This is a genomic window from Nitrospirota bacterium (assembly GCA_026387665.1).
Taxonomy (GTDB): domain Bacteria; phylum Nitrospirota; class Nitrospiria; order Nitrospirales; family Nitrospiraceae; genus Palsa-1315.
Window position 1 is genome coordinate 39,717 of sequence record JAPLLG010000006.1, and the last position, 20,895, is coordinate 60,611.

The 20,895-nt window shown below is 58.7% G+C and carries 20 protein-coding genes; 4 read left to right on the top strand and 16 right to left on the bottom strand.

What is annotated here, in order from left to right; translation table 11 throughout:
* Nucleotides 1-47: 47 nt before the first annotated feature.
* Both NT179_04065 and NT179_04070 read right to left on the bottom strand, forming a co-directional pair.
* Complete coding sequence (locus NT179_04065; protein MCX5721193.1) at nt 48-1,892, bottom strand: glutamate mutase L; 1,845 nt, start codon at nt 1,890-1,892, stop codon at nt 48-50.
* Complete coding sequence (locus NT179_04070; GenBank protein ID MCX5721194.1) at nt 1,889-2,269, bottom strand: hypothetical protein; 381 nt, start codon at nt 2,267-2,269, stop codon at nt 1,889-1,891. The genes NT179_04065 and NT179_04070 overlap by 4 nt, the downstream gene beginning before the upstream one ends.
* 179 nt (nt 2,270-2,448) lie before the next feature.
* On the opposite strand from NT179_04070, the gene NT179_04075 reads away from it, so the two are divergent.
* The gene (locus NT179_04075) at nt 2,449-3,468 is read left to right on the top strand and encodes a TIM44-like domain-containing protein (protein ID MCX5721195.1); all 1,020 of its coding nucleotides are present in this window, start codon (nt 2,449-2,451) and stop codon (nt 3,466-3,468) included.
* 1,019 nt (nt 3,469-4,487) lie between these two features.
* On the opposite strand, the gene NT179_04080 is transcribed toward NT179_04075, so the two are convergent.
* The 14 genes from NT179_04080 to lepA all read right to left on the bottom strand — a co-directional run bounded on the left by NT179_04080 (nt 4,488) and on the right by lepA (nt 18,210).
* On the bottom strand, nt 4,488-4,865 hold the full coding sequence (locus NT179_04080) for a YSC84-related protein (GenBank protein MCX5721196.1): 378 nt from the start codon (nt 4,863-4,865) through the stop codon (nt 4,488-4,490).
* Between the two features lie 297 nt (nt 4,866-5,162).
* Nucleotides 5,163-5,348 (bottom strand): hypothetical protein, encoded by a 186-nt coding sequence (locus NT179_04085; protein MCX5721197.1) that lies wholly within the window; start codon nt 5,346-5,348, stop codon nt 5,163-5,165.
* A 224-nt stretch (nt 5,349-5,572) separates the two neighbouring features.
* Nucleotides 5,573-6,373, bottom strand: coding sequence for a mechanosensitive ion channel family protein (locus NT179_04090; protein ID MCX5721198.1), 801 nt, complete (start codon nt 6,371-6,373; stop codon nt 5,573-5,575).
* A gap of 172 nt (nt 6,374-6,545) precedes the next feature.
* Nucleotides 6,546-7,082, bottom strand: a complete 537-nt coding sequence (locus NT179_04095; GenBank protein MCX5721199.1) for a flavin reductase family protein — start codon at nt 7,080-7,082, stop codon at nt 6,546-6,548.
* A gap of 63 nt (nt 7,083-7,145) precedes the next feature.
* Nucleotides 7,146-8,429 (bottom strand): dicarboxylate/amino acid:cation symporter, encoded by a 1,284-nt coding sequence (locus tag NT179_04100; protein ID MCX5721200.1) that lies wholly within the window; start codon nt 8,427-8,429, stop codon nt 7,146-7,148.
* Between the two features lie 193 nt (nt 8,430-8,622).
* The gene (gene plsY, locus NT179_04105) at nt 8,623-9,228 is read right to left on the bottom strand and encodes a glycerol-3-phosphate 1-O-acyltransferase PlsY (protein MCX5721201.1); all 606 of its coding nucleotides are present in this window, start codon (nt 9,226-9,228) and stop codon (nt 8,623-8,625) included.
* Between the two features lie 159 nt (nt 9,229-9,387).
* Nucleotides 9,388-9,984 (bottom strand): CDP-diacylglycerol--glycerol-3-phosphate 3-phosphatidyltransferase, encoded by a 597-nt coding sequence (gene pgsA / locus NT179_04110; GenBank protein MCX5721202.1) that lies wholly within the window; start codon nt 9,982-9,984, stop codon nt 9,388-9,390.
* Between the two features lie 186 nt (nt 9,985-10,170).
* Nucleotides 10,171-11,073, bottom strand: a complete 903-nt coding sequence (locus tag NT179_04115; protein MCX5721203.1) for a KpsF/GutQ family sugar-phosphate isomerase — start codon at nt 11,071-11,073, stop codon at nt 10,171-10,173.
* A 98-nt stretch (nt 11,074-11,171) separates the two neighbouring features.
* The gene (kdsA, locus tag NT179_04120) at nt 11,172-11,999 is read right to left on the bottom strand and encodes a 3-deoxy-8-phosphooctulonate synthase (GenBank protein MCX5721204.1); all 828 of its coding nucleotides are present in this window, start codon (nt 11,997-11,999) and stop codon (nt 11,172-11,174) included.
* Nucleotides 12,000-12,152: 153 nt separating this feature from the next.
* Nucleotides 12,153-13,754 carry a CTP synthase gene (locus tag NT179_04125; GenBank protein ID MCX5721205.1) on the bottom strand — a complete coding sequence of 534 codons (1,602 nt, stop codon included), beginning with the start codon at nt 13,752-13,754 and terminating at the stop codon, nt 12,153-12,155.
* Between the two features lie 53 nt (nt 13,755-13,807).
* Nucleotides 13,808-14,608 carry a 3-deoxy-manno-octulosonate cytidylyltransferase gene (gene kdsB, locus NT179_04130; GenBank protein MCX5721206.1) on the bottom strand — a complete coding sequence of 267 codons (801 nt, stop codon included), beginning with the start codon at nt 14,606-14,608 and terminating at the stop codon, nt 13,808-13,810.
* Nucleotides 14,601-15,668: a D-glycero-beta-D-manno-heptose-7-phosphate kinase gene (gene rfaE1 / locus NT179_04135; protein MCX5721207.1), complete on the bottom strand. Its 1,068-nt coding sequence runs from the start codon at nt 15,666-15,668 to the stop codon at nt 14,601-14,603. The genes kdsB and rfaE1 overlap by 8 nt, the downstream gene beginning before the upstream one ends.
* Complete coding sequence (gene lepB / locus NT179_04140; GenBank protein MCX5721208.1) at nt 15,638-16,285, bottom strand: signal peptidase I; 648 nt, start codon at nt 16,283-16,285, stop codon at nt 15,638-15,640. The genes rfaE1 and lepB overlap by 31 nt, the downstream gene beginning before the upstream one ends.
* 125 nt (nt 16,286-16,410) lie before the next feature.
* On the bottom strand, nt 16,411-18,210 hold the full coding sequence (lepA, locus tag NT179_04145; GenBank protein MCX5721209.1) for a translation elongation factor 4: 1,800 nt from the start codon (nt 18,208-18,210) through the stop codon (nt 16,411-16,413).
* 213 nt (nt 18,211-18,423) lie between these two features.
* On the opposite strand from lepA, the gene bioA reads away from it, so the two are divergent.
* The 3 genes from bioA to NT179_04160 form a co-directional block, all read left to right on the top strand.
* A complete protein-coding gene (gene bioA / locus NT179_04150) occupies nt 18,424-19,812 on the top strand; it encodes an adenosylmethionine--8-amino-7-oxononanoate transaminase (protein MCX5721210.1) in 1,389 nt (462 codons plus the stop codon).
* Nucleotides 19,813-20,014: 202 nt separating this feature from the next.
* Entirely contained in the window at nt 20,015-20,569 is a 555-nt protein-coding gene (locus NT179_04155) for a hypothetical protein (GenBank protein ID MCX5721211.1), read from the top strand.
* Between the two features lie 46 nt (nt 20,570-20,615).
* Nucleotides 20,616-20,895 (top strand): transposase (locus tag NT179_04160; protein ID MCX5721212.1); only part of this gene is annotated, 280 nt, incomplete at its 3' end.

A 20,895-nucleotide genomic window follows, 5' to 3' on the forward strand; every position in this document is an offset into this window, starting at 1 on the left:
TGCTGAGACATGAGAACAGAAAAAGATTCGGAGGCTTATCTCAGCACTCATTTCTCAGCACTCAGCACTGGGTAAAGATCCACCGCATTGAACCATTTCATCAGCATGGCCACTCTGGCATTGTGCTCGGTCGGCAACTGCAAGGGACGCCCTCGTCCATCGAGCAAGATTCCCACCACGCCTCCCTGCACCTCTCGCGTGATCGACACGCCTGCCCCGGCCCCGAGATTGACCTGTTTCGCCGGCTGAATCGTAATTGAAGCCTTCTCATCGCTGCCTAATGGGATCAACCGAAGATCACCGAACGACAGTTGCCCCTTGTCCACTCGCCCATCCGGAAAGGTGATGGCATAGTCCGCGCACCGTTCCCCCTCCTTTCCCTGCCCGATCGGCGCAACACAGGTTCCCAAATAGACCATGCAATCACGGACGAAGACATCGGTGGCCGCCTGCTCATTGATCGTCGAGAGCACGCCCAGATGCGGCATCATGAAGATACTGTCCACCGAGAGCCTCGTCACCCCGAGCGGTTCATAGGCATCCACCATCAGCAGCATCGATTGCACGCGGCGCGGCGCATGGGACAGGATACCGCCACTCCCCACGATCAAATCGAGCTTGAGCATGTTGATCAGGGTCTTGCCGGACTGCTGCTGCTCGAACACGTCCGAGATCGTACGTTCCTGCTGGATGCCTTTAAGCGCCGTCGCGAGGGACTTGTGATGGATCAAGGCGAGCCGAAGCGCCTCGCGGGCAATCGCATGTTCGATCTGCAACTCGTCCAGCGTCTGAGGAATCGTCGTCGGCCGGACCATCTTGTTCTTGATCCGATTGCGGAGCGTCTGTTCGTCGAGCGTAAAGGGCACCCACCGCATGATGTTGGCAAGTCCTGCTTCCGCCAGCACGTTGGAAATACTGTAGGACATCCCGAGGTTCGCGCTGACGGTCCGATTGAACAATCCTTCGAAGACCGAGAAGACGTCCGTGGTCGCGCCGCCGATATCCACCCCGATCAAATTCAGATGTTCCCGCTTGGCGATCGTTTCCATGATCACCCCGACCGCCGCCGGCGTCGGCATGATCGGCGCCCCCGCCATCTCGATCAGCTTCTTATAGCCAGGCGCCTGCTGCATGACATGTTCGAGAAAGAGGTCGTGAATCTTGTCTCGCGCCGGCGTGAGATTCTCCCGCTCCAGCACGGGACGAATGTTGTCAGTCAGCACGAGCGCGGTTTTCTCGCCCAGGATCTTCTTCACTTGCGGCTGCGCGTCTTTATTGCCCGCATAAATCAACGGAAGCTTGTACGTGGCCCCGAACCGGGGTCGGGGCTCTGCGGCGGAAATGTATTCGGCCATTTCGACCACATGGGTGACCGCCCCGCCATCCGTCCCACCGGACATCAAGATCATGTCCGGCCTCATGGTGCGGATCCTCTCGATCTTTTCATGGGGCAGGCGGCCATCGTTCGACGCCAAGACATCGATGACAATTGCGCCGGCCCCCAGCGCGGCCCGTTGCGCGCTTTCACCCGTCATATTCTGCACCACGCCCGTCACCATCATCTGCAACCCGCCGCCCGCGCTGCTGGTGGAGATGTAAATATCGACACCGGTCTTCGCATCGCGGCAGGGCGTAATGATCTTGTCGCCGTCGAGGATTTTGCGGCCGGAGAGTTCTTCAATTTCCGCAATCGCGTTCAGCACCCCGCGCGTCACATCTTCAAAGGGCGCTTCCACCGTCGTGGGGGCTTCCCCACGATAGGTCTGCCGATACTCGTTGCCAATCTTCTCAATCAGGATGGCTTTGGTCGTGGTGCTGCCGCAGTCGGTCGCCACGATGACGTTGAGGGGCTGGGTACTCACTGGCTTGGGTGTTGCGCTCGGCTCAGTCATCTCGCGGAGGCTCCTTGGGGAGCCTGGGGGGCAGACTTCGTTTCAATGAGTGTAAGGAGGCGGGAGATCGTATCGCGCCGTTCGAGCAGGCAGGCCACCTGCTCGACTTCCTTCACGTTGAACGCCCATTCGATGATCGGAGTCAGAAAGTAGAGGGCCTGGCTGCCGAGAAAGTTCATGGGCCCGAGCGATTCGAGAAAGACCGTGGCGGGAGCTGCCATCCCCCGCGTCACCACCGCATCAGCGACCCGTTCGAGCAACGCGAGATCTTCAATGGTGAACACCTCGGCCTTGGATCCGGTCGAAAAGGCATGGGAGAGCTCCGCACGGACCTTACCCCATGTTTCCGCCAGAGATGTCTTGGAGAAAGAAGTCATAACTGTCTGGAAATGCAGTCAAAATCGACTATCGAGCGGCATTATATGAAGGGGCCTGAGGAGAGTCAATGAATGGCGGGAATAGCCTCTTTCGAATATTACATTTTCTTAGGGCCATTGCTGTTAGGATAGTTTAAATATGTGATTCATCCGTGACCTCGATAGAAAGGGAGCTTGCCTTGAACCAAACGAAACTTATTGCCTCATTCATCGTGATTGCCCTGATCGGAACTCCTGCCATCTCCTTCGCAAGGGCAAGGGGTGGATCTGGCGGAGGCTATTCCAGCGGCTCACGAAGCGGAAGCGCCTCTGGCAGCATCGGCAGCCGTGGATCCCGCACCTATGACCAGAGCAGCGCGAAGCCGATTCAACAGTCGGCCACACCAAAGCCTGCCACGACCGCGCCACAGCAAGCGCCCACGGCCCAGCCGGCTCCTGCCAGGCAACCTTCGTTCCTGCAGCGCAATCCCCTCTTGGCCGGAATCGCAGGAGGTCTCGCCGGATCATGGATCGGGCATATGCTCTTCGGGGCGACGGACAGCAGCGCAAAGACCACCGAAGCCGGTGAACAGGCCGGCGCAACCGAGCAGGCAGCAGGATCCTCCAGCTCCACCGGGATACTCCTCATCCTCATGCTCCTGGGAGCAGGAGCGCTGTTGTATTTCATGAAAGTCCGGCGGCCCATCCCTGACTTTTCCGGGATCACGAGGAGCAGCGCCGTCAGCGGCAGTCTCCTGGCAGAGCCGTCCGCCACAGCCATCCAGACCACGGTGGTGGTCAGCGACGTCACCCCCGCGGACAAGACGGCCTTCCAGCAACTGCTGACCGATATTCAAACAGCCTGGAGCAAGCAGGACCTGGCAGGGTTGCGACGGTTCGTCACGCCAGAGATGCTCACCTATTTCGGCACAGCCCTGGCAGAACAGACCAGCCTGGACGTCCAGAACCATGTGGAAGATGTGGCCCTCCTCCAGGCAGAAGTCAGAGAATCCTGGATCGAAGACGCCACGCATTACGCGACGGTGGGACTCCGCTGGAGCGCCCGTGACTATACGGTGTCCCTGACAAAGCAACGAGGAGAAACAGGCTATCTCGTCGAAGGCAGCGACGTGACGCCGAGCGAGTCGAGCGAAGTCTGGACCTTCATGCGATTCCAAGACGGGAAGTGGCTGCTCTCGGCGATCCAACAAACCGCCTAGACTCGCTGCAATCCAGCAGACTGAAATGATTCGGGGCCAACGCCTATTGTGATCATCACAGCAGGAGTTGGCCCCGTTTCTTTGTGGTCGCTTAAGAAAAGTCTGGCACGGAAGGGAACGATCGACATGGCAGCGAGAAAAACTTCCGACTCTCTGTGATCTTCCTCAAGTCCTCCCTCACTTCTGCCGAAAAATCTTGAAGAGAAAATTTTACTCGCCGCTCAAACTCTGATATACATCACATACAGTGTTCAACATTCTCACACCGAAAGGGGGTGGAGTTCACATGGCAACGAAGAAAGCAGCAAAGAAGAAGACCGCAAAAAAAGCGGCAAAGAAGAAGAAGTAGCACCATGAGGGGGCGGCGGCCACGTCGCCCCCTCACTTCCCTTCTCCTCGATCTCCCTCAAACCAACATCTCATCTCACAGTCAGCAGACCCAGCAGAAGAGTCCCCCGCAGCACTTCCTGTCCGTTCAACCATCAGAGATCTCAGACCCCACGAAATAGAAACTCGATGCCACAACCAGACCCCCATCGGTTTGGTCAGGACGAATAGGTCGCAGACCTTCCCTCCGACCACGACCTCGTCGTGACCGTCGGTCGCATTTCGTCTGGTGCATTCTTGAACAAATGACGACGACGAACCAGGTAGTGCCATCGAAGCGACGGCCCTGAGTTCACGATCCGGATGAAGAGTCAGGTGCTGAGGAGAAGAGAGAGGCGGCTGAAGTCCCGAACCCAAGAAATCCAAGAGACAAAAAAATGGGGAGGTGATGGCCACATCACCCCCCCGTCTTTCTCACGCCAGGGGAGAGCCCATGACGACCAAGAAAGCAGCGCCCAAATCATATCATGAACTTCCACGCGAAATAAGAAATAATATTTCAATATAATCAACGTCTTGGATGGCAAACACCAGAAAAGCCCGTTCAAATTGGCCTGGCTGGCCCCTCTGGTTTATTTGGTTTTTCTGGTCTGTTTAGTCGGTTCGGCAGGCTTCCAATCAGGCCAATGCTGCTATTGATGATCGCGCTTTGTGAATTTCGAACCTTCCAGCGTAACCCCGGCCATCAGTCCTCGCTGGCCGAAGATAAAGGCCAAGATAGATTCGCCCGCATTGGTAGTGTCCAACGAGGCATTGGCCCCAACCACAACGCCGGTGGCGTTGGCATCAATGCCCAATTCAAAGCCCTGACTCGCCTGGAATTTATCCAGGACCGGCTCTTTCATGAACATCAGGAGCAGCGACGTCTTCTGGACCCCGATCTGGGGGCCAAACGAAAGCCCCGCAAAATTGTCATAGCCCACCGTTTTCCCGGCGATTCGTAACACCCCGTCCCCATACTCAGCCCCGCCGATCAAGCCGGCCCGATACACAGCCGGGAAAACCAACATGCCCCTCGCTGAGGTCAAAACGCCTTCGACCCCGCAACGTTCTCCGTGAGTTCTTTCTACACCCGATCCACATCGGCATCCATCGACTTCGCGTCCTGGTCTGAGTAGGTCCACGTATTTGATGAGGCGCAGCCGGGCCCGTCTCTCTGGTCTGGCTGGTCTCTCTGGTTCATCTGGTAGAGTTTCCGGTCCGGCCAACAGGACAACCCACATAGGCCAACCCGGACGTCTTCGCCCCGCCTCGCGTCAAAGAGACGAAGCCCTCGATGTAGGCAGCCTGGGCCACTCCCCTAACGACTACCGATCCATAATGGCGTTCCGGCTTTCCTCGTTCATCTCCTTTTCCTCATCATGTTTAATGACTTTCTTGGTGGAGTCTTTCTTGCCCGTCTCCTGCTTTGTGGCCGGAGGAGGGGTGGAGGCAACGCAGCCGGTGAGGGTAAGCAAGAGTAGGGAGAGGGCTAACGCAGTCACCATGGACATAGGACCTCCTTGATTATAAGTGCGCGTGGCGTACCAAACTCGTCTCGCCCGAAAATTTCAGAACAGGTCGCGCATGGGGTACGCGTCTGCACCAATGAAGCCCTACTGACCTCCAACCAAATGAACCAGAGGAACCAACTCACCCCACCGCGCCATTCGCGCTCTTCTCGCCCTCAGTCTCCAGCGCCGTCGCTCGTCGTTCGCAACCGGCGCTTCGCGTCTGCTCACACCTGCGACAGCAGGCGGACTTCCTGTTGCGGGAACGGAATCTCAATCTGGGCTGCGCGGAACCGTTCGATGATGGCCTGGTTCAATTCCCCTTGCACCTTCACGAAATTGCCGACCGAGGTCCAGGGGGCAATAGAGATCGTAATGGCCGAGTCGCCCAGTTGGGAGATCCCAACCACGGGGGCCGGGTCCGTGAAGACGGAGGGATTCTGATCCAGGATCTCGCGCACCAGCGCCAGCGCCTCGGTCAGGTTCGTGCGATAGGCCACGCCGACTTGCAGATGGAGTTGGCGGATCGTGCCGAAGTTGTGCAGGATCTCCCCCACCACTTTGCGGTTGGGCAGCACGATGCGCGAGCGATCAGGATGCAGGAGCGTCGTCGAAAAAATCCCGATGGCCACGACATCACCCTGCACACCCAGGATCGAGATATGCTCCCCCACCCGGTAGGGTTTGGTGAAAATAATCGAAAACCCCGCCACGAGGTTACTCAACACCCCTTGCAGCGCCAACCCGACGCCGAGTCCGGCCACCCCGATCCCAGCGAGCAGCGGCGCAATATGCACGCCCAACTGGCCCAATGCCGCCATCGTCGCAAAAAGCAGGATCACGATCTGCACGGCCTTCGACAACAGCATCCGGACCGGCGGCTCCATATCCTGGCGATCCAACCACCGCTGCGTCAGCCTGCCGGCCCAGCGGGCCGCCAGCACACCGGCCACAAACACGATCGCCGCGCCCATCACCTGAAACCCGTAGTGGATGACGTATTGCTTCAGGGAATCCATTCCCGGCATCGCGCACCTCCTCTAGCAGAACAGTGAAAAACTATTGATGACTTAGTGAATCGCAGAATGTACGTGATCGAAGACGGTCCCGGCAGAGCCAACAGGTTGTCACACTCGACACAACGGCAGGAGTATAGCGGTCTTCAGCGAAAAAGGCTCCCGGTCCATGTTCTCCCTGCGCCTATTTCATCTTAGAGGGCAGCGTGATCGTCCTGCCGGCCACCATGAAAGTGCCCTTCCCGCGATGGTGGATCGTCCGGGGATTTTTCTTGGAGGGATCGATCCAGGCTTTGATAACCTCAAGAATGAAGATGTTGTATTGGCCCGCCAGCCTCATATCCACGACCTGGCACTCGAGATTGGCATAGCACTCGTCGATGAGCGGCGCCTTCACGCGGGACGCAGGCACCGGCGTCAGGCCAAACTTCTTGAACTTGTCAGTCCTGCGCCCCGACGTGTTGCCGCAGCCCACCACCTGCGCCGCCAACTCCACCGTCGGGATGTTGATCACGCATTCCTTCGCCGCCGTCAGCAGGTTGAACGAATGGTTCCGGTTGCTGATCACGCAGCCCACCAGCGGCGGCTCGAACTCGATCATCATGTGCCACGACTGGGCCATGATGTTGGCCTTCCCTTTGCCAGCGGTCGTGACCAGCACGACCGGCCCAGGCTCAAGCAAGCGATAGACCTTCGACAAGGGAAGGGACTTTTTCACCATTGCTGTCTTGCTGTCACGTTTCATTGGCTAAACCCAGATGATCTTATCCCTCTGTCTCTCAGATCAATGTCCTCTATCAAGGAGGATAGCGACAAGCATGTCGCTCATGACATTTACGCCGGAGCGGGCTCGCGCGATGATCCAATCCACGGTCATGATGAGGGGGATGGCGGCGACGATGACGGGGGCCGGCAGGCCCGCGGCGGAGAGGACGAGCGGCAGCACGATCAGCCCTGCTTCGGGGATGCCGGCCACGCCAGCCCCTGCGATGATCGAGGCTGCGACGATCAGTAGCTGATTCGCCATCGGCAGGTCGAAGCCCAGCGCCTGGGCGAGAAAGAGCGCAGCCATCGCTTCGTAGAGGGTGATGCCGTCGTTGTTGAGGTTCGTGCCGATGCAGGCGGCGAGGCGCGCCGATTGCGGCGAGACCTGCATGCGGTCGAGACACCGGAGTGTGACCGGCACGGTGGCAAGGCTGCTGTTGCAGGACATGGCGGTCATGATCGCGTCGGCCCCCTGCCCCAGATAGACCTTGGGCGACTTCTTCCCCACCAGCCAGGCGACGAGCGGATAGTAGAGGAGCCCATGGACGGCAAGCCCCGCGAGCATGGCAGCGAGGAAGATCCAGAGAACGGAGAACACGCCGATGCCAGATTTGCCGACGACCTGCGCAACGACGCCGAAGACGGCGAGCGGCACGGCAAGGATGATCCACCCGAGGATCTGCACCAACCAGCCATAGACTCGCTCGATCGTCCGCGCGAGGGCCTGGACCACCCCGCTCTCGTGGGCTGCATGGCTCAGCAGACGGCGCAGCATGATGCCCAGGACCAGCGCAAGGAGGACGACGCCGATGATGTTGTTGCTGGAAAAGGGCGCCATGATGGTGCGGGGAATATAGAAGGCGAGGTATTCGAGCGGGCTCTGCGCGCCGGCCTGCACCGTCGCGAGCTGGCCCGCCGATGGCTTGGCACCCGGCACGTAATGCAGCAACTCGTCGACGTGGCCGACCCAGGCCAGGCCCGGCTGCCAGGTGTTCATGATCACGAGGCCGATCGCCATGGCAACGGAGACGTTGACGAGACAGATGATAAGCAGCTTGCCCCCCTGGCGAAGCGGGAGGCTGGCGCGAATGAGCGCATCGAGGATCGCGAAGAAGATGAGCGGAATGGCGAGGGTCTTGAGCAGGGTGACGACGAACAGGCCGAGCTTGCCCAGCTGCTCGTTGCGCAGGCCGCCCCAATAGGGCTCCTGCCCGAAGATCGTTCCCAGCAGCGCGCCGCAGGCCACGGCGATGAGCACTTGCGTATAGAGCGGCAGAAGAATCCAGCGTTGTGTTGTCTGCATGGTGGTCTCGTGTGGCCGCGGCAGAATACCCCTTTCCTCAGGGGAAAGCATCTTGGGGGACGTGAAAGGTGAGACGTGAGAGGTGAACCGTAGAGGAAATGTTACGACGGCCAGCGATGTTGGCTCTACTGCGCCCGTCGAGCAAGGGCCTTCTCAGGCCGCGCGCTCCGGGAGCAAAGGACCAATACCGCTGTCAGTTCTTCCGTTCCCCTATTTTGCTCTCCGTCCCCTTCCAGAGCCTCTCGATGTTCCCCCGGTGCTTCATCACGATGAGACTGCTGACGATGACGGAGAAGAACACGAACTCCACGGTTGGATGGACCAAAACCGCGATGAGGGGAAAGAGTGCGAAGGCTGTGAGTGCCCCGCCGGAGGAATAGCGCCAGAGGGCGACGGCGCCAAGCCAGGTACATAACAAGATGAAGCCGATGAGTGGGGCCACGCCGAGGACTGAGCCAAGGGCTGTCGCCACTCCCTTGCCGCCGGTGAATCCGAGAAAGGGCGAACAGAGGTGCCCGAGGATCGGCGCGAGCGCCACGAGCAGAATGGTCCATTCGTCTTGCAGCACCTGATTCGCCGCGCAACCCATCGCCCAGCCCTTGCCCATGTCCCCGATCAAGGTCAGGATGCCGGCCTTTTTTCCGGACACGCGCAGGACATTGGTGAAGCCGACGTTCTTACTCCCGACCGTGCGAGGATCCGGCAGGCCCATCGCCTTCGACACCACCACGCCGAATGGCACAGCCCCCAGCAGATAGCCGACAATCACGAGCAATACGAAGAGTTCTTGATGGTCCATGTACATTGAGCGCGCTTACAGAATGTTCAAACTGGCAGGATGCTCAAAAAGTCCATCCAGCAAGGCCGCAGCGAGTGAAGGGCCGAGGCGTACCCTTTAGGGTACGTTGAGGGTCTGAACGATGCGAGAACGAAGCTGGTGGGCTTTTTCAGCATCCGGTCAAAGTCCCTTGGCTACGACCTGCTTCCAGAAACTCCACACATACTGCCCACCGGAAATATAGCCCAGCACCAGCGACAGATAGAGCGTGGCGATGCCGGCCAGGTGCAGATTGCCGAAGTCGGACAAGAAGGTGCCTTCGAGGATCAAGAGCACGATCGCCACGACTTGCAGCGCCATCTTGTACTTGCCCGTCGTCTCAGCCGAAATCACCATCCCTTCGCTGGCGGCAATGGCGCGGATGCCTGTGACCGCCACCTCGCGCGCAATGATCAAAATCGCGGCCAAGGCGCTCACGCGGTCGACATTGACCAGGAGAATCAGGGCGGAGAGGACCAACAGCTTATCGGCGATAGGATCGAGCAGCTTCCCGAGTATGGTGACTTGGCCGTTCCGGCGGGCCAGATACCCATCCAAGAGATCGGTGACCGCTGCGATGACGAAGATGAGGGCCGCACTGAGGGATCGGTCCGGAGTCGGCGTGGCAAAGAGCACCACGAAGACAGGGATCAAGAGGATGCGGGTGAGCGTAATGAAGTTCGGGAGGTTGAACGACTCTTGTCCGACCAATTTCCATGCTGCCGGCATGCGACTCATCTGCGACACGCTCCATTTGCTGACCCCAACAGACTATTGAGGCCCCAGAGAAGACCGCCCATCAGGGTGCTCAAACAGTTCGTCCAGCAAGGCCGCAGGCGAGTCGAAACCAGAGGCGTACCCTCTGGGTACGTTGAGGATTTCGATGAGCCAAGAACGAAGCTGGCGGACTGTTTCAGCACCCTACTATACAATGCCGTGCTTGAGCAGATCATGTAGATGCACGACCCCGACGATGCGTTTGGCATTTTCTGCGACGACGAGCGTGGTAATGGAGTAGCGCTCCATCATTTCGACCGCCTTGGCTGCCAGTTCATCCGGCCCGATCAGTTTGGGATGGCGCGAGGCCAGCGACCCGGCTGTGCCCTTGGAAAAATTACCGCCCTGCTGGATGAACCGACGCAGGTCTCCGTCTGTAATGATGCCCACCAGTGCGCCGGCTCGATTGACGACCGTCGTCATGCCGAGTTTCTTGGCCGACATTTCCAGCAAAGCTGCCGACGTTGAGGCCGTCTCGTTCACTTGCGGCAACTCCCCCCCGACATGCATCACGTCCCGCACCTTCACCAGTAACCGGCGTCCCAACGTGCCGCCTGGATGGAACTGCGCAAAGTCATGCTCCTTGAAGCCGCGCTTTTCAAGCAAGGCCACGGCCAAGGCGTCGCCCATCGCCAGGGTCGCGGTCGTGCTCGCCGTTGGCGCCAACCCCATGGGGCAGGCCTCTTCGGCGACGGACACGTCCAGCGCCACATCGCTCGTCTTGGCCAGGGTCGACCCCATGCGGCCGACGATCGCCACGACAGGGATGCTCATCCGCTCCATAAAGGGCAGGAGCTGCAGAATTTCCTGGGTCTCTCCGCTGTTCGAAATCGCAATGAGCACATCGCCTCGCGCCAACATGCCCAGATCCCCGTGGAGTCCTTCAGCCGGATGGAGAAAGAAGGAGGGCGTCCCGGTGCTGGCCATCGTGGCAGCGATCTTCTGCCCGATCAAACCGGACTTGCCCATGCCAGAGACCACGACCTTGCCCTTGCACTGATAGAGCAGGTCTACGGCAGTTGAGAACGCGCCATCGAGACGCGGCACCATAGCCTGAACCGCGCGAGCCTCGATCTCCAATACGCGCCGGCCAACCTCAAGGCTAGTCCTGCCTTTTACGGTCACAGACTTGACGCCATTCGGCTTGGTTATTTTCTGGGTTGTGACGCGTCGCATATCCGTAGGACCCGTTCTAGCAAAGTTTTGAGTTGATGGAGCGGCACCATATTGGGTCCGTCCGAAAGGGCCTCGTCCGGATTGGGATGGACTTCCATGAAGAAGCCATCGACGCCCGCACCGGCTGCCGCGCAGGCCAGGGGCTCGACGAATTCGCGCTGGCCGCTTGATTTGGTACCCCCGCCGCCCGGCAACTGCACACTATGGGTCGCATCAAAAACCACCGGATAGCCGAAGCTCCGTAGAACCGGGAACGAGCGCATGTCCACGACGAGATTGTTGTAGCCGAACGACGAGCCTCGTTCGGTCAGGATGATCCGCGTGTTTCCCGACTCCTCCACTTTCTTCACCGCATTGCCCATCTCCAGAGGCGAGAGGAACTGGCCCTTCTTCACGTTCACAACCTTGCCGGTCTTGGCCGCCGCGATGAGCAAGTCAGTCTGCCGGCAGAGGAAGGCGGGAATCTGGAGCACGTCCACGATCTTCCCTGCCTCAGTCGCCTGCTCTTCCGTATGGACGTCCGTCAGGATCGGAAGGCCCAGCTGATCCTTGACCTTCTTCAGCACTGCCAGGCCCTTTTCAAGGCCGGGTCCGCGGTAGGAATTGATGGAGGTCCGGTTGGCTTTATCGAAGGAGGACTTGAAGATGTAAGGCATGTCCAGAGACTTGGCAATTTCCGCGATGCGCGCCGCCGTCTCCAGCACCAGCGATTCGCTCTCGATGACACAGGGCCCGGCAATCAAAAACGGCCGATGCCCAGCCCCGACTGTGAAGTTTCCTATCTCGACTTCGTGTGCCATAGTTTTTATGTTCTTCCAACTTCCCGTGAGATGCTCAAACCAGTCTTGTAGCGAGGCTGCAGGCGAGTCGAAACCGGAGGCGTACCCTCACGGGTACGTTGAGGATTTCGACGACCCGAGAACGAAGCTGAAAGCTGGTTTCAGCATCTCGCCTCAGTGGCCGCATTTGCGGCGAAGAGCCGCCCCCACAAACCCGCTAAACAACGGATGCGGACGGTGAGGCCGTGAATTGTATTCCGGATGGAACTGCGTCGCCAGGAACCAGGGATGATCTTTCAATTCAACGATCTCGACCAGCCGGCCGTCCGGCGACAGCCCGCTCAACACGAGGCCCTTGGCGGTCAATTGCTCACGGTAGGCATTGTTGAATTCATACCGGTGCCGATGGCGCTCGCGCACTTCGTTCACCCCGTACATCTTTTGAGCCAGAGTCCCCTCCCCAAGTTTGCAGAGATAGGAGCCGAGCCGCATCGTCCCGCCCTTGTCGCTAACGGACTGCTGATCCGACATCAAATGAATGACGGGATAGGGAGTGGCCTCATCGAATTCCGCGCTGTTGGCGCCGGCCAGGCCTGCCACGTTCCGCGCAAACTCGATCGTCGCGCACTGCATGCCCAGACAGAGGCCGAAAAATGGAATCTGATGTTCTCTGGCGTAGCGAATCGACGCGATTTTTCCTTCGATCCCGCGCGAACCGAACCCGCCAGGCACCAGAATGCCGTCAACCTCGCGCAGGATACGCTCGGTCCCCTGCCGTTCGATCTCTTCCGATTCGATCCACAGAATATTGACCTTCGTTTCATGGTCGATGCCGCCATGCACGAGCGATTCCGCGAGGCTCTTGTAACATTCCTTCAAGCCCGCATACTTGCCGACCAGGGCGACGGAGACTTCATGCTTGGGATGCTTGATCTTCTGGACCATTGCATCCCATTCGCGCAGGTTCGGCGGACCGGTCTCCAGATGGAGCAGGCGCACGATCAGATCGTCCAGCCCTTCCTTCCGGAACACGATCGGCACTTCGTAAATCGAATCCACGTCCTTGGCCGTGATGACCGCGTCTTTTTCGACGTTGCAGAACATCGCGATCTTGTCCTTGAGTTCTGGCGGCAGATAGCGGTCGGTTCGGCAGAGGAGGATATGGGGCTGGATACCGATTTCCCGCAGCTTGTTAACGGAGTGCTGCGTCGGTTTGGTCTTCAGCTCGCCCGCTGCGCCGATATAGGGCACCAGCGTGAGGTGGACATAGAGCACGTTCTCGCGGCCCACATCGTAGGGCATCTGGCGAATCGCTTCGAGGAAGGGCAGGCTCTCGATATCACCGACGGTACCGCCGATCTCCACGATCGTGACGTCCATCCCCTTCGAGATGCGCATGATGCTCTGCTTGATCTCGTCGGTGACATGGGGCACCACCTGCACGGTCCCGCCCAGGTAGTCGCCGCGCCGCTCTTTGGTAATGACCGAATGATAAATCCGGCCGGTTGTGTAGTTGTTTTCTTTGGTGAGGGTCAGGGACGTGTACCGCTCATAGTGGCCGAGGTCCAGGTCCGTTTCCGCTCCGTCGTCCGTCACGTAGACTTCCCCATGCTGATAGGGATTCATCGTGCCGGGATCGACGTTGATGTAGGGGTCGAGCTTCAGGAAGGTGATCTTCAACCCGCGGCTCTCCAGCAAGTTGCCGATCGAAGCTGACGCGAGCCCTTTCCCCAGGGAGGAGACGACGCCGCCGGTGACGAAAATGAATTTACTCATGGCTGCCCCCATCTTGTCCGATCGTATAATTCCGACACCCCTGCCACCGGGGCCTACTTCCCGTGGGTGGCTCTGATCGCAGCCAACTCCCGTTTCACGGCCTCAAAGTGGCGGAGCTTCTCCGTCACCGGCTCGACATCCTCCGGCGTATCCACTCGCAAGGAGGCACGTTTGGTTTCCCAGACTCTGATCGCAATCCCATGCTCCAGCGCGCGCAACTGCTCCAGCTTTTCCGCCTCCTCCAACCGTCCGGAGGGCAGCGCCTCGATCTTCAACAAGATATCGCGCCGGTAAATGTACAGACCGAGATGCATGTAATGCAGCCCTGCGACGGCCGCATGGCTGGCGTCGTCCCGCACCACCGGAATTGGTGCGCGCGAAAAATACAGAGCATTGCCAAGATGGTCTGTCACCACTTTCACCACCGAGGGATTATGGAGATCCTCTAGCGAGTCCATCGCACGCTTCAGCGTCCCCATCTCTGCGCCGCTCGTGAGGAACGGCTCAATGAGGTCCGCCAGCAACTCAGGCTGCAGCGGGATCTCATCGCCTTGGAGGTTCACGAAGAGGTCCCCGCGGACCTTGCGCGCAATCTCGGCGACCCGATCAGTGCCGGTCCGATAGGCTCCGCCGGTCATTACGGCCTGCCCGCCGAATCCTTCCACGGTCTCCTTGATGCGTTTATGATCGGTGGCCACCAACACATCCGAAACCAGGCGGCAGGCCACCGCTTGCTCATAGACGTGCTGGATCATGGGCTTCGGCCCGAGCATGGCGAGGGGCTTCCCGGGAAAACGCGTCGACCCGTACCGGGCCGGAATGACGACGGTCACGAAGGGCGTGGTCTTAGTCATGGCCCAAAGCCTCCGAAAGCTGCTGTGCCGACAGGGTCGCGGTGCCCACCATGCCGACCACAACACCAGCCGCGTAATTCGCCAGTACCGCCGCATCTCGCATCGAGGCGCCGGTCGACAGCGCCAGCGCCAAGGTCCCGATCACCGTATCGCCCGCGCCGGTGACGTCGTAGACCTGACGGGCCTGTGTCGGAATATGCCAGGAGACCCCGTCTCCCTCATACAGACTCATCCCTTTTTCGCCACGCGTAATAAGCACCGCCTGGCAGCCCAACCGTTGGCGGATGATCGCACCGGCATCATTGTTGGCCTGATCGTCGTCGCCATGCACCCCGGCGGCTTGCGTCGCCTCCAGATGGTTCGGCGTGATGACCGTCGCCCCTTTGTAGTAGCTGAAATGCTCGACTTTCGGATCGACGACAAGGGGGATGCCGCGCAACGAGGCGAGGCGCGTCAGGTCCGCCATCAAACTGGCGCTCACGACTCCCTTGGCATAGTCCGATACCACGAGACAGGACAATTCTCTTAGCCGTGATTCGACGTAGCGGAGGATCTTCCGTTGCATCGCAGGCTTGAGCTCTCCACGGCGCTCCACGTCGTACCGCACGATCTGCTGATTATGGGCGATCACACGGGACTTCCTGGTGGTCGGGCGGTCCGGATCGATCACGACCCCGCCACGCCCTGAACGGCTCGTACTCAATTCTTTCAGGAGCATCCGGCCCGACTCGTCCGACCCGATGACGCCGCAGAGGTCGGCTTTTCCTCCCAGGGCCAGCACATTATTGAAGACGTTGGCGGCGCCGCCGAGCCTGAAGGATTCAGAGTCGACATGGACCACCGGCACCGGGGCTTCCGGCGAGATACGACTCACACGGCCCCAGATATAATGATCGAGAATGAGGTCGCCGATGACCAGCACGGAAGCTTGCGGAAACCGCGCGATATATTGCCGGAGGACTTTCGGCGACGCAGGCCCCCCGCGTCCCGGTCCGCCTGAGCCTGCCGCAGCCTGCCTCGTCGTTTTATTTACTGAATGGCTTTGCCGAATCGATCCCATCTGACCCACTCCGTCCATTGTCCCTGCCCGCTCCACGACCAGTAGATGCGGAACGCCTTCCCGCGGATCTTCTCCTCGCGCACATATCCCCAAAACCGGCTGTCCAGACTTTGATCGCGATTGTCGCCCATCACGAAATAGGCGCCCTCCGGCACGGTCACCGGCCCGAAATTGTCGCGCGGATTGATCGCGCCGTCAATGATCCCCGGATCGATCCGTTGCGTGAAGAGTTTATCGTCGAGCACCGCCCCGTTCACCAGGATGGCTTTGTTGAGCACCTGCACGGTATCGCCAGGCCCCCCCACGATCCGTTTGATGAAATCCTTTTCCTCATCTTCGGGGAACCGGAACACGATGACGTCGCCCCGTTGCGGCTTGCCGAACTCGATAAGCGCCTGCGAGGCGTAGCAATTGACGGGAGGCAAGGCCACTTGGAACTTGCACTGGCTGGGCCATTGAATGCCGTAAGACAGCTTGCTGACCAAAATATGATCCCCGATCAACAAGGTGGGGATCATCGAGCCGGAAGGAATCTTAAAGGCCTGCACGATGAACACCCGGATCGCAAAGGCCAGGAGCATCGCCACGACAATGGCTTCCGCATATTCACGAAAGATCGATTTCCTGCCAGGCTGCGAGGTCGACGGCTCATCGAGGACGACCGTCGCCCCCGCGGCATCCGTGCACCCCTCGCGGGTCGCAGACGCAAGACCGTCCGACGGGGGAAGATTTGTGTCCCCGCTCACTCGTCACCAACTTTCAAGATGGCAAGGAAAGCCTCTTGCGGCACTTCCACGTTCCCCACGGATTTCATGCGCTTCTTGCCTTCCTTCTGTTTATCGAGGAGCTTGCGCTTTCGCGAAATATCGCCGCCATAGCATTTCGCCAAGACGTTCTTCTTCATGGCGCCGATCGTCTCGCGCGCGATGACCTTGCTCCCGATCGCCGCCTGAATGGCGATCTCGTACATCTGCCGGGGAATGAGTTCCTTCATTTTCTCGGCCAGCTGACGTCCGCGCTGAATGGACCGATCTTTATGGGTAATGAAGGACAAGGCGTCGACCGATTCGCCATTCAAGAGGATGTCGAGCCGCACGAGATCGGACGGGCGATAGCCGAGCAATTCATAGTCCAGCGAGGCATAGCCCTGCGTGCGCGACTTAAGCTTGTCGTAAAAATCGAGAATGACTTCGTTGAGCGGCATTTCGTAACTGATCGTCACCCGCGTCGGGTCGAGGAATTGAATGCCCCGCTGAATGCCACGGCGCTCCTGACAGAGCTGGATGATGGCCCCCATGTACCGTTCCGGCGTAATGACCGAGGCCAGAATGAACGGCTCCTCGAACGATTCGATGCTGCTGGGGGGCGGGAGCTGCGAGGGATTATTGACCTCCATCACCTCGCCATTGGTCAGCAACACGCGATAGACGACGGTCGGCGCGGTGGTGAGCAATGTCAGGTTGTATTCGCGTTCGAGGCGCTCCTGGATGATTTCCATGTGGAGGAGACCCAGGAAGCCGCAACGGAACCCGAACCCCAAAGCCAGCGACGTTTCCGGCTCATAGACGAACGAGGAGTCGTTCAACCGCAGCTTGACCAGCGCATCCCGCAAATCTTCGTACCGGGCCGTGTCGGTGGGATAGAGCCCGCAGAACACCAGCGGCTTCACTTCTTTATAGCCGGGGAACGGCGTACTCGTGGGCGTCACCGCATCCGTGAGGGTATCGCCGATCTTCACGTCCGCGACTTCCCGCATATTGGCGCAGAGATAGCCCGCTTCGCCGGTCAAGAGCTCGGTCTTCTTCGTTCGCTTCGGGCTGAATTGTCCGACTTCCATCACTTCGAACACCCGCTCGTTCGACATGACTTTGATCTTCATGCCGGGCCGCACGGAGCCATCGACGATCCGGGCCAACACGATCACGCCCTGATAATTGTCGAACCAGGAATCGAAGATGAGCGCCTTCAGCGGCGCAGTAGGATCTCCGGAAGGCGGCGGAATCCGCTCGATGACGGCCTCCAGCACCTCCGGCACGCCCTTGCCCTCTTTTGCGCTGATCAAGAGGGCATCGGTCGCATCCAGCATCAGCACGTCGGAAATCGATTGTTTGGTGCCCTCGACGTCGGCGCTGGCCAGATCGATCTTATTGATAACCGGAATGATCGTAAGATTGTTCGCCATGGCCAAATTCACATTGGCAATAGTTTGCGCCTGCACACCCTGTGTAGCATCGACGAGCAAGAGCGCTCCTTCGCATGCAGCAAGACTGCGTGAGACCTCATAGGTGAAGTCCACGTGACCAGGCGTATCGATCAAATGCAAGGAGTAGGTCTTCCCGTCTTTGGCCCGATACTTGATCGCGACCGCATGAGCCTTGATCGTGATGCCCCGTTCCCGTTCCAGGTCCATCGCATCAAGGATCTGCTCCTTGGCCTCTCGGGCAGTCACCGCGCCAGTTGCGTCGAGGATCCGGTCAGCGAGGGTAGATTTGCCGTGATCGATATGGGCGATAATCGAAAAATTGCGTATAAGGCTTTGCAAATGCTAACTCTTTTCCCAATAAAATCGGTTCATTATAGTTACTGCCCCCCAGGTTGTCAAAGCAATCGCCCCCTCGTATAATCCGCGCGGCTCCGCGCAACAACATCTAATAAGAGCCTATGGCTGATAGCGTATAGCAAATAGTAGGAGCCTGGGTTTTCCGATCTCTCGCTATACGCCATACGCTATTAGCTCTTCTGCAATTCCTCCACCGTGGCACAAAAACCTTCGACGCGACAACTGATTGAGTGGGACCACCAGCACCTCTGGCATCCCTTTACCCAAATGCAGGAATGGGAGCAGGAGCAACCGCTCATTATCGAGCGCGGGAAGGGGTCCTACCTGATCGATACGGAAGGGAAGAAGTACCTCGACGGGACCTCCTCCATCTGGGTGAACCTGCATGGGCACCGCCATCCAACGCTCGACCGGGCCATCAAAAGCCAACTCGACAAGATCGCGCATTCCAGCTTCCTCGGCCTCTCCAATCCACCGGCCATTCAACTCGCGCGCGAACTCATTCGCATCATGCCCAAGGGCCTGAAGCGGGTGTTTTATTCCGACAACGGATCGACGGCGGTGGAAGTCGCACTCAAAATGGCGGTCCAATATTGGCAGCAACGGCATCCGGAGGCAGGCCCCAAGAATACCTTTCTCCATCTGAAGCTGGCCTATCACGGCGATACCATCGGCGCAGTCAGCGTGGGCAATATCGAACTCTTCCATGAACGGTTCAAATCGCTCCTCTTCCCCACCCTGGAAGCAGATCCTCCCTATTGCTACCGCTGCCCGCTCAACCAGACCTATCCGTCGTGCCAGATGGCCTGCCTCGATCCGATCGAACAGATCCTCAAGAAGCGGCACCGGGACCTGGCTGGCTTCATCATTGAGCCGCTAGTGCAGGCAGCAGCCGGCATGATCACAGCCCCGCCCGGCTATCTGAAACGAATCCGTGAGCTCTGCACGAAATACCAGGTGCTCTTGATTGCCGATGAAGTGGCCACAGGCTTCGGCCGCACTGGGAAAATGTTCGCCTGCCAACATGAGGGAGTCACGCCGGACTTAATGGCAATCAGCAAAGGCCTAACCGGCGGCTACATGCCCCTGGCCGCGACCGTGACCACCGAGGAGATCTACAAGGGGTTTCTCGGCAAGTACGAAGAGTTCAAAACCTTCTTTCATGGCCACAGTTACACAGGCAATCCACTCGGCTGTGCCGTGGCCCTGGCCAATCTTGAGGTGTTCAAAAAAGAAAAGACGCTCGCGAAGCTGCAACCCAAGATTAAGACGATGGCGCGACTGCTTCAGCCGTTCCGGCAGCTGCCCCATGTGGGGGATATCAGGCAGAAGGGCTTGATGGCTGCCATCGAGTTGGTGGAGGAGAAGAAAACAAAGAAGCCATACCCGCTCGAAGCCAGGATGGGGCATAAAGTCACGATGGAAGCCCGCAAACGAGGCCTCCTGCTCCGCCCGATCGGCAACGTCCTCATCCTCATGCCGCCACTCAGCACGTCACTTCCCGAACTCACCAGCATGGCCGCAATCCTGCAAGCGTCCATCGAAACAACAACGCTAGCTCTGGCATCCGGCCCACGCCCGTAGAAGAGAAGGGATGGAGGCTGATGATCTTCTGTGCTCGCGCAACGCGCGGTCGCGGACTCCCCTCGTTGGACGCGCGCAGTGGAAGATCAATCAGCCCCCATCCCTGAAAAGATAACGAGCGAGCTTGATTGACAGATAGTCCTGCGCCCCGTAGTCTTGGATTGGTTCTCAACTAAAATCCCCCCCAACGAACCGGTCATATATGGTCGAAGAAGTAAAAGAAGCCATAGAGCTAACCTCTTGGATCAGGGATCGCTGGCAGAATCCGACAACACTGGCACTAGTCCTCTTGGCAACCTTAATCTTGGGGCTCTCACTTAGCTTCCAATATGACTTGGCTGGAATCACTGAAAAGATAACCTGGCAAGAAGGCCTTACAGTTCTTGCGACAATGTCCCTGGTCGCTGCTGGCTGGTTTGCATCCACACGGCTTCCTGAAACACCCGCAGATAGGATTGGCATTCTAATCGCAATTGATTGCGAAACTAAGAAAGAGAGGCAACGACTCAAAGCAGACTTTGTCAAAGCGCTACGCGATGAAATGATGCGGGGAAACCATCAACAATATGTTGTGCACGAGCTGTCTGAGTATCGTTCGCGAATGATTGGCTCTCACGAGGATGCCATGCCTCTTCTGAGGCGAACTGGCTCTAATTTGATGGTGTACGGACGCTGCAAAGTGCGCACCCACCAAAATCATCCAACGTATGTTCTTGAATTAAGCGCCAGCGTCAGACATGAACTAGCCCGGGTTTGACGGACACCTCAAAAGGGGGCACGATACGCCCCCACGGAGGTGTGATATGGCAGAACGACGACGATTCACGCCCGAGTTTAAACGACAGGCAGTCCAACTGCTCAACGCCGGCCAACGCCCGGCCGCCGAGATCGCCCGCGAACTCGGCATTCCCCGCAATCGGCTCTACAAATGGCAGAAAGACATCGCCGCCCATGGTGGGGCCTTCCCAGGGTCCGGTCGACAAGCGGAACCGGCCGCAGAGCTGACCCGCCTCAAGCAAGAATTGGCGCGGGTCACGGAGGAGCGCGACATTTTAAAAAAAGCCGCCAGGTACTTTGCGCGCG

Bases quoted from the DNA above. Each gene is read 5' to 3' on its own strand.
- NT179_04065 (MCX5721193.1), bottom strand. From the start codon at position 1,892: ATGACTGAGCCGAGCGCAACACCCAAGCCAGTGAGTACCCAGCCCCTC.
- NT179_04070 (MCX5721194.1), bottom strand. From the start codon at position 2,269: ATGACTTCTTTCTCCAAGACATCTCTGGCGGAAACATGGGGTAAGGTC.
- NT179_04080 (MCX5721196.1), bottom strand. From the start codon at position 4,865: ATGTTGGTTTTCCCGGCTGTGTATCGGGCCGGCTTGATCGGCGGGGCT.
- NT179_04085 (MCX5721197.1), bottom strand. From the start codon at position 5,348: ATGTCCATGGTGACTGCGTTAGCCCTCTCCCTACTCTTGCTTACCCTC.
- NT179_04090 (MCX5721198.1), bottom strand. From the start codon at position 6,373: ATGCCGGGAATGGATTCCCTGAAGCAATACGTCATCCACTACGGGTTT.
- NT179_04095 (MCX5721199.1), bottom strand. From the start codon at position 7,082: ATGGTGAAAAAGTCCCTTCCCTTGTCGAAGGTCTATCGCTTGCTTGAG.
- NT179_04100 (MCX5721200.1), bottom strand. From the start codon at position 8,429: ATGCAGACAACACAACGCTGGATTCTTCTGCCGCTCTATACGCAAGTG.
- plsY (MCX5721201.1), bottom strand. From the start codon at position 9,228: ATGGACCATCAAGAACTCTTCGTATTGCTCGTGATTGTCGGCTATCTG.
- pgsA (MCX5721202.1), bottom strand. From the start codon at position 9,984: ATGAGTCGCATGCCGGCAGCATGGAAATTGGTCGGACAAGAGTCGTTC.
- NT179_04115 (MCX5721203.1), bottom strand. From the start codon at position 11,073: ATGGTGCCGCGTCTCGATGGCGCGTTCTCAACTGCCGTAGACCTGCTC.
- kdsA (MCX5721204.1), bottom strand. From the start codon at position 11,999: ATGGCACACGAAGTCGAGATAGGAAACTTCACAGTCGGGGCTGGGCAT.
- NT179_04125 (MCX5721205.1), bottom strand. From the start codon at position 13,754: ATGAGTAAATTCATTTTCGTCACCGGCGGCGTCGTCTCCTCCCTGGGG.
- kdsB (MCX5721206.1), bottom strand. From the start codon at position 14,608: ATGACTAAGACCACGCCCTTCGTGACCGTCGTCATTCCGGCCCGGTAC.
- rfaE1 (MCX5721207.1), bottom strand. From the start codon at position 15,668: ATGGGATCGATTCGGCAAAGCCATTCAGTAAATAAAACGACGAGGCAG.
- NT179_04155 (MCX5721211.1), top strand. From the start codon at position 20,015: ATGGTCGAAGAAGTAAAAGAAGCCATAGAGCTAACCTCTTGGATCAGG.